This window comes from Desulfitibacter sp. BRH_c19 (assembly GCA_001515945.1).
In the GTDB taxonomy this organism is placed as follows: Bacteria; Bacillota; DSM-16504; order Desulfitibacterales; family Desulfitibacteraceae; genus Desulfitibacter.
Genome location: LOER01000037.1, coordinates 39617 through 47602, shown reverse-complemented (window position 1 = coordinate 47602; position 7986 = coordinate 39617). Strand labels below are relative to the sequence as shown.

The following is a 7986-nucleotide window of genomic DNA, read 5'->3' as shown; positions in this document are numbered from 1 at the left end:
CTGCTGCCTCCCGTAGGAGTCTGGGCCGTGTCTCAGTCCCAGTGTGGCCGTTCACCCTCTCAGGCCGGCTACCCATCGTCGCCTTGGTGAGCCGTTACCTCACCAACTAGCTAATGGGACGCGGGTCCATCCATTATCGGAAGCTTCTACAGAGAGGCCTCCTTTTCTTACTCTATGATGCCATAGTGTAAGCTTATCCGGTATTAGCTCCAGTTTCCCGGAGTTGTCCCGGTTTAATGGGTAGGTTACCCACGCGTTACTCACCCGTCCGCCACTAACTTCTTAAGTGTCCTCCCGAAGGATTCTTCTTAATCAGTCCGTTCGACTTGCATGTGTTAAGCACGCCGCCAGCGTTCGTCCTGAGCCAGGATCAAACTCTCCAGTTAATATTTGAACTAACTTTCGTTAGTTACTAACTTTACTAGTTTGATCTAGCTTAGCTTAAATCGGACTTTTTGTTGTCCATTAATTTATTACTGTTGTTTCAATTAACGGGTCTAATTCTTATCACTGTTCAATTCTCAAAGATCATTGGCCTCATCGGCCGGAACTCTAGTTTAACATTTCTTCGTCCTCTTTGCAACTGGTATTTCTTGGTGCTTCTTGCTTTTGTTGCTTTGCCGTTTCGAACGACAATAGTTATACTAACATCTACAGTTCTATTTGTCAAGATTATTTGCCACAACTTTTTAGGTTTTTTTTGGTTTGTAAATTTAGCCTTTCAAGTAAGGTTAGCAGGGTCCAAAACCAATGTCTGGACCCTTGAATTTACTTATTTTCTTTCTTTACCTTTTCAATTAATATAGCGCAGTCTGGACATACGAGTTGACACATTTTGCACGCAATACATGGTTTACCGTGTCCAGGTTCAACCGCTGGTGTCCCAAACACACCTAATTCCTTAGACCAACCTATAGTATCAACAGGGCATTTCTCTATACAGAGACCACAGCCTTTGCATAAGCCAGGAAACAGGTGGAAAACACCCTTGCCATCTTCCTTTATAATAGCTTTAAATTGAACAGCCACTTTTATCCCTCCCTAGACTTGGTCTTTAACAAGATCTATGCCCCGTTCAAGAGCTTTGAAGTTAAGTTCCCTTAATTTTGGATCTTGTTCGAATTTATATCCTAACTTCTTTTCGATGGCAGCTTTAGCTTGTATTTCTGTCACAACACCAGTCATACCTATAACTGCACCCATTATTATTACATTAAATACCCTTGGATGAAACTCTTCCTTAGCTACATCAATAGCAGGTATTCCTATAATTTTCTTTGCATTTTTTGGAAGGTCGTTTTCTATGCCTTTAATTGCAGAATCATACACAAAAAGAGTATCTTTGTTAACATATTTCTGAGTTCTGCGTACCGCTCTATCACTTAAAGCAATGACTATATCTGCAAACTTAAATTTTGGGGAACCAATGGCTCTTTCGGAGATCTGTACATATGCAATGGATACCCCACCTCTTTGTTCAACTCCAAAGTTAGGTATGTATAGGGCTTCTTTACCTTCTTCATAAGCAGCTTCTACTAAAATGTTCGCAACAGATTGTACGCCTTGGCCACCTTCACCCGCTAGGGCTATCTTAGTGCCATTTGCCATGATCAACCCTCCTTACTTTCGCCTGGAACTTTTAATTCACCAATTTTGAAATACTTGGCCATATCATCTTCAACAAACTTCCAAGTTTGCTCCGCATTTGTTCTCCAGTTGGTTGGACATAAGGAAAGAACCTCAACAAAGGAAAAACCTCTTCCTTCTTTAACATTTTCTACTGCCCTTTTTATAATTTTCTTCAATTGCCTAGGATTAGCTACTGTCGCTCTGGCTACGTATGCTCCTTCCTGGGAAATAGCCGTAACCATTTCCGGACCCTGGAATGGAGGTCCAGTTGCTTCTACATCTCTGCCATATGGGCTTGTCTCAGTCTTTTGCCCTGGTAGGGTAGTTGGTGCCATTTGCCCACCTGTCATGCCATACTGTGTGTTGTTGGCTAACAGGACAAAAACTTTATCATTTCTAGCTGCTGCATTCACTAAGTGCTGAGAGCCTATTGCGTAGCCTCCACCATCACCCATATAAGCGATTCCAATTACTTCTTCGTCAGCTCTTTTAATACCAACGATAACTGGCGTTGTTCGTCCGTGGTGTGTCTGGATTGTATCAACATTAAAGAAATCCCATGCCAATAAAGAACATCCAATATCACAACCAAATACCACTTTATCAGCGATCTCAAATTCATCTATAACTTCACCTAAAGCCTTAAGTAGCATGGGATGGCCACAGCCTGGGCAAAACTTATGAGGCTTAGTTTCCAAACACCAGCTTTTAGGCATCTGAGGTTGTATTGACATTTTCTTACCTCCTTAAATTAGTTCTTTGGCTTCTTGAACTACTTCTTCAACAGTTATTCCTTCACCAGGTCTAAAGTATTGTTTAATAGGTGTGCTAACACCATATATGTTTTCTTTAACCATTTTATCAAACTGTCCATATGCAGACTCTACTACTAATATATTCTTAGCTTTTTTAGCATACTTCTTAAGTTCTTCTTGTGGAAAAGGTCTTAAAGTAATAGGTCTAAAATGTCCCACTTTTAATCCTTCTTCTCTTAACTGTTTAACAGCTCCTTGAGCAGCTCTTGAAACCACACCATGTGCAAGGATTAATACATCTGCATCTTCACAATCAAACGTAGCATACTCCACCACTTCTGGGGACATCTTCTTAAAGTCATTTACTATGTCCATAACTGCATCATAAAGCTCATCTTCCATGTTATATGTATTACGTAAGTGAATTGGTTTTCTATCTACACCCGGAATCCCTGGTTTGCGTACAATTGGCTCAGGCTTAACCATCTCTATTCCCCTAGCCTCAGGGTCATACATTACTAATGATTCTCTCATTTTCGACTGATAGCCATCTCCTAAAACAAAGGTCGGAAAGCGATATTTCCATGCAGTATTAAAGGCTTTGATAGTATAGTCAAACAGTTCTTGATGACTTTCTGTTGAGTAAACAATTCTCAAGCCTTCACCATTACCACCAAAACATGTTAGTGTAGTTTCTTGCTGAGAATAGATTACGGTAGCTGTGGATGGACCACCCCTTTGACATATGACAAATACTGCCGGGACTCTCATCATTTCAGCCATTGACATTGGTTCTTGCATTAAAGTATTACCTGGGCCTGCTGTTGCTGTAAATGCCTTTTTTCCACTAAATACACCACCCAAACAGGTAAATCCAGCAGAAATCTCATCTTCAGTCTGCAAGAATTTTTTCCCATGCTTTGGGGCTAGTCTTGTCCAATAATGCATAATTTCATTTTGCGGGGTGATGGGATACCCATACATAATATCTGCCCCTGCCGCTAATGCTGCCCATGCAGTAGCTTCATTGCCTGTTACAAAAACTTTTTTTTCACCTTCAATAGGTTTTGCGGCCATTACATAACACCTCCTAAGAATTCTACTTACCAAAAAGTTTCAGACATAAATCTTTGTATATAAAATACAGGATTACCTGCACAATCTCTATTTCCCAATATATCTTGATGATGCTTTTCGACTGATGTAAAGATAACGGGTATTTTTAATTCCTGAGATGCTTCATTAACTATTTTAGCCCCATTTTGGATAACCTCTATATCAGTTTCATCACCTAAGTGTGTGTTATTAATTATGCCATCCACACGACCCAAATACTTTATATATTCCACTATATCAGGAACTGTACTTGTCATGGGTCTGGACACATTAATAACTGCATATATTTTAAGATATGGGTTATCATAAGCGCCATGAACTAGATTCAAAGTTTTTGCACCTTCCACACCGTAACCTACATCTAATATTAAATCACCCGGCCTTTTTAGAACCCATCTCAATTCCGGTTTAATAATATTACCAGTCTCACCTAAACCCATTGTCTTTCGGCTTTCCCAAGCCATAACCTCTATTCCCATTTCTTCAAGCTTTTTTTTAATAGGTCGTAAAGTATAAAAGGGTTCCACAATATCTAAATCAGCTAATGTAACTTTTCTGCCTTGGTTTTTTAGCCAAAGTGCTCTATTTACAGCATTTTCACTTTTACCACTTGCATATTCTCCTATGTATGCCTCCACAATGGGAATATCCATTTATTCCACCTCAGATTTATTATTAGCTTGAGATTATATATAAATACAAGGATAAGTTATCTTGGCCAAAATTAAAAGGGTTTTTCAAAAAAAGTATCAAAAAAAAGCATCCTGCACATTGTTTGCAGGATGCTTTGATAGTCTTTTTAAAATTTATTTGCACTCCATAGCCATGCGTTTGTATGATTCATAGCGTTCTTTAGAGTCCTTTGCTGCTTTCTCAAATAAAGCTTCAGCTATTTCAGGGAATGCTTGAACTAGGGTAGTGTATCGACCTTCAGACTTTAAGAAATCCTGGTAAGATACAGTTGGTTCCTTTGACTCAAGAATAAAAGGATTTTTCCCCTCTTCTTTTAATAATGGGTTATATCTCCAAAGGTGCCAATACCCTGCATTAACTGCGTTTTTCATTTCTTCCATTGCTTTGGCTAACCCGCCCTTGATAGTATGATTAATACATGGAGCATAAGCAATTATCAAGGATGGTCCTGGATAAGCTTCTGCTTCAGCCAACACCTTGATGGTTTGATTCATATTCGCTCCCATGGCAATCTGGGCAACATAAACTTCACCATAAGTTGTAGCAATCAAACCTAAATCTTTCTTTCTGGTACGTTTTCCAGCTGCTGCAAATTTAGCCATAGCACCTACAGGTGTTGCTTTAGAGGACTGCCCTCCTGTATTGGAATAAACCTCAGTATCAAGAACTAATATATTAACATCTTCCCCTGTTGAGATAATATGGTCTAAGCCACCATATCCAATATCATAAGCCCATCCATCTCCACCAAATATCCACTGAGATTTTTTGTTTAAGAAGTCGCTTCTTTCGTCTATTTCTTTAACAGCAGAATTATTAATATTTGCTGCCAATAAAGGCATGATTTTAGAAGTAGCCTCCGTGGAACCCTTAGCACTATCTTGACCTACTATCCACTCTTGGAAGGCAGCTTTTAAATCATCACTTATATCCTGCCCTATGGCTTCCTCCATAAGCATACCTAACTTTTCCCTGATTTTTTTAACTGCAAGCGCCATACCATATCCAAACTCAGCATTATCTTCAAATAATGAATTAGCCCAAGCAGGACCTTTCCCTTCCTTATTCTTGCAATACGGCATGTTAGGAGCTGAACCACCCCAGATAGAACTACAACCAGTAGCATTGGCAATCATCATTCTGTCACCAAATAACTGTGTTACCAACTTAACATAGGGAGTTTCCCCACAGCCACCACAAGCTCCAGAAAACTGTAGTAATGGTTGGGCAAATTGGCTACCCTTGATGGTTGCCAAATCTAACAGATGGTCTTTTATTGATACATTTTCCATCGCATAGTTCCAGTTATCTTCCTGTAAAGAAATCTGCTCTTCAACAGGTTTCATAACTAAAGCCTTTGTTTTAGCTGGGCATACATTTGCACAACTCCCACAACCTGTACAATCATAAGGACTTACCTGTATGCGGTAGGTTAACCCAGCAAGTTGTTTGCCAACAGCTTTTTTGCTAACAAAACTTTCAGGGGCATTTGCAGCTTCCTTCTCATCTAACAAGAAAGGCCTTACTACTGCATGAGGACATACAAGTGAGCACTGGTTACATTGTATGCAGTTTTCCATCTGCCATTCAGGTACTAAGATGGCTATTCCGCGCTTCTCGTATTCGCTAGTTCCCTGTGGGAAGGTTCCGTCTTCACTCCCTACAAAGGTACTAACTGGTAGCTTATCTCCCTGCTGCCTATTCATGGGGGCCACGACTTTACTAATAAACTCAGGTATGTCTGTGGTGGCAGCCGCCTCTGACTCTGCAATATTACTCCACTGTGCAGGAACATCTACCTTCCTCAGAGCTTCTGTAGCCTTATCAACTGCTTGATAGTTCATAGAAACTATCTTTTCGCCCTTTCTACCATAAGTCTTCTTTATGGCTTCTTTCATATATTTTACTGCATCATCGTAAGGTATCACATTGGCTAGTTTAAAGAAAGCAGACTGCATAACCATATTAATACGACCACCTAGACCAATCGCACCTGCAATATCTACTGCATTAATAATGTAGAACTCAATTTTCTTTTCTGCTATATATTTTTTCATGTTCGATGGCAATTTCTCTTCTAGCTCTTCTAAAGTCCAGTTGCAGTTTAGCAGGAAGGTTCCTCCTTCTTTTAAACCTTCCAATACCTCGTATTGATCCACGTAAGCCTGCTTATGACAAGCAACGTAGTCAGCCTCATCAATAAGATATGTGGCCCTAATTGGCTTTTTACCAAAGCGCAAGTGGGAAACAGTTACACCGCCAGACTTCTTGGAATCATATGCAAAATAACCTTGGGCATACATATCGGTGTGGTCACCAATGATTTTAATGGCATCCTTGTTGGCCCCTACAGTACCGTCAGATCCAAAGCCCCAGAATTTACAACGTGTAGTTCCTTCATCAGCTATGCAGAGCTTTTCTGTCTCAGGTAAACTAAGTCTTGTAACGTCATCTACAATACCAATAGTGAATCCATTCTTAGGTTTTTCTAATTTTAAATTGTCAAATACAGCCTTTAACTGACTTGGCGTAACATCCTTAGACCCTAGTCCATAACGTCCACCAATAACCATTGGCGCATTTTCCATGCCATAAAACATAGTTCTCACATCTTCATATAAAGGTTCCCCTAAGGATCCAGGTTCTTTACATCTGTCTAGTACAGCAATTCGCTTAACACTCTTAGGTAAGACATCAAAGAAATACTTGGGTGAAAAAGGACGATACAAGTGAACCTTAATCATCCCAACCTTTTCCCCTTTTGCTACTAAGTAATCAATGGTTTCCTCTAATGCTTCACAAGCTGAACCCATAGCTATATATATAAGTTCGGCGTCAGGAGCGCCATAATAGTTAAATGGCTTATACTCTCTGCCCGTAACTTCGCTTATTTCTTTCATATACTCATTTACTATATCAGGCACTGCTTCATAAAACTTATTGCTTGCTTCTTTAGCTTGGAAGAAGATATCTGGATTCTGAGCTGTTCCTTTAAGGACAGGGTGTTCTGGGTTTATAGCCCTGTCTCTAAATTCCTTAAGTGCTGCACGATCAATTAAGTTTTCAAAAACTTGATAATCAATAGCTTCAATCTTTTGCACCTCGTGGGAAGTTCTGAAACCATCAAAGAAGTGCATGAAAGGTACTCTAGATTTTATTGCAGCAAGATGAGCTATTCCACCTAAATCCATTACTTCTTGTACACTACCTGAAGCTAACATGGCAAAACCAGTTTGACGGCAAGCCATTACATCTGAATGATCTCCAAAAATTGATAACGCATGCCCCGCTAGAGCTCTAGCACTAACATGAAATACTCCAGGCAATAATTCTCCTGCAATCTTATACATGTTAGGAATCATTAATAGTAAGCCTTGAGAGGCTGTAAATGTAGTAGTTAATCCACCTGCTGATAAAGAACCGTGTACTGCTCCAGCAGCCCCAGCTTCAGACTGTAATTCTGAGACTAATACTTCTTGCCCAAATATATTCTTTTTCCCAGCTGCACTCCACTCATCCACTACTTCTGCCATATTGGATGAAGGGGTAATTGGATAAATAGCTGCTACCTCTGTCATGGCATAGGAAACATATGCGGCTGCTGTATTTCCGTCCATAGTTTTCATGATTTTAGTCATATAGCCTTCACTCCCCCAATTGAATTTTAAAATATCGATATCCTGAAAAATATAGTAGTTCAGCCTTGATAATCTACACACCTCCTACTGTCTTACACATACTTTTTAGCCATTCCGTTAATAAATCATTTTTCAAGATCTATAATTCATAGCAA

6 protein-coding genes and 1 rRNA gene are annotated in these 7986 nt (G+C 39.7%); all 7 read right to left on the bottom strand.

Features of this window, described 5'->3' with window-relative positions:
- Nucleotides 1–386, bottom strand: a 16S ribosomal RNA gene (locus tag APF76_00255); the annotation flags it as partial.
- A 382-nt stretch (nt 387–768) separates the two neighbouring features.
- A complete protein-coding gene (locus APF76_00250) occupies nt 769–1029 on the bottom strand; it encodes a 4Fe-4S ferredoxin (protein ID KUO49647.1) in 261 nt (86 codons plus the stop codon).
- Nucleotides 1030–1041: 12 nt separating this feature from the next.
- Entirely contained in the window at nt 1042–1608 is a 567-nt protein-coding gene (locus APF76_00245) for a ketoisovalerate oxidoreductase (protein ID KUO49646.1), read from the bottom strand.
- Nucleotides 1609–1610: 2 nt separating this feature from the next.
- Nucleotides 1611–2363, bottom strand: a complete 753-nt coding sequence (locus APF76_00240; protein ID KUO49645.1) for a 2-oxoglutarate synthase — start codon at nt 2361–2363, stop codon at nt 1611–1613.
- Nucleotides 2364–2375: 12 nt separating this feature from the next.
- The gene (locus APF76_00235) at nt 2376–3461 is read right to left on the bottom strand and encodes a ferredoxin oxidoreductase (GenBank protein KUO49644.1); all 1086 of its coding nucleotides are present in this window, start codon (nt 3459–3461) and stop codon (nt 2376–2378) included.
- A 26-nt stretch (nt 3462–3487) separates the two neighbouring features.
- Nucleotides 3488–4153, bottom strand: coding sequence for an ATP synthase (locus APF76_00230; GenBank protein ID KUO49643.1), 666 nt, complete (start codon nt 4151–4153; stop codon nt 3488–3490).
- A 153-nt stretch (nt 4154–4306) separates the two neighbouring features.
- Nucleotides 4307–7831: a pyruvate-flavodoxin oxidoreductase gene (locus APF76_00225; protein KUO49642.1), complete on the bottom strand. Its 3525-nt coding sequence runs from the start codon at nt 7829–7831 to the stop codon at nt 4307–4309.
- Between the last annotated feature and the right edge of the window lie 155 nt (nt 7832–7986).